1 protein-coding gene is annotated in these 491 nt (G+C 43.2%); it reads left to right on the forward strand.

Annotation, left to right across the window (positions count from 1 at the left end):
* Nucleotides 1–299: IS66 family insertion sequence element accessory protein TnpB (gene tnpB, locus IX315_RS09660; protein ID WP_211837426.1), on the forward strand; the 299-nt coding region annotated here is incomplete at its 5' end.
* Nucleotides 300–491 lie beyond the last annotated feature (192 nt).

Here is a 491-nt window from a genome sequence, read left to right on the forward strand (position 1 = left end):
AAGGGTTTGGAGGTTTGGAGGGGATCATTCTTAGAGATGGTCGCAATCCTTTAGAGGGGGATGTGTTTGTGTTTATCAATAGGTCGAGGACTACGATGAAATTGCTCCACTGGGAACGGGGCGGGTATGTGATTTACCATAAACGCCTGGAATGTGGTCGGATAAGCCATAAGGTGTTTGTCAAAAATGCTGTTGGGTTTAGGCGAATTCGTTGGGATGAAATGGTATTACTGATAGAAGGAATTGCCCCTAGTGTAAGGAGAAGAAAAAGATTTAACAAAGGCGAAAAAGTCGCATAAACACTAGGCAGTCTTGCATATTTTTGGTATCTTTATACTATGAAAGAGAGCAAGAAGATACCTCAAACTAATGCCGAAGTTCAACGGCTATTAACACTCCTCGACATGCAAAATCGCAGGGTCGAGGAGCTGGAGGATCTTCTTAATCAGAAGGACGGAGAGCTTAGTCAAAAAGAAGAGGAGCTCAATCAG

The sequence above is a fragment of the Porphyromonas levii genome, assembly GCF_018206105.1.
Lineage (GTDB): Bacteria > Bacteroidota > Bacteroidia > Bacteroidales > Porphyromonadaceae > Porphyromonas_A > Porphyromonas_A levii.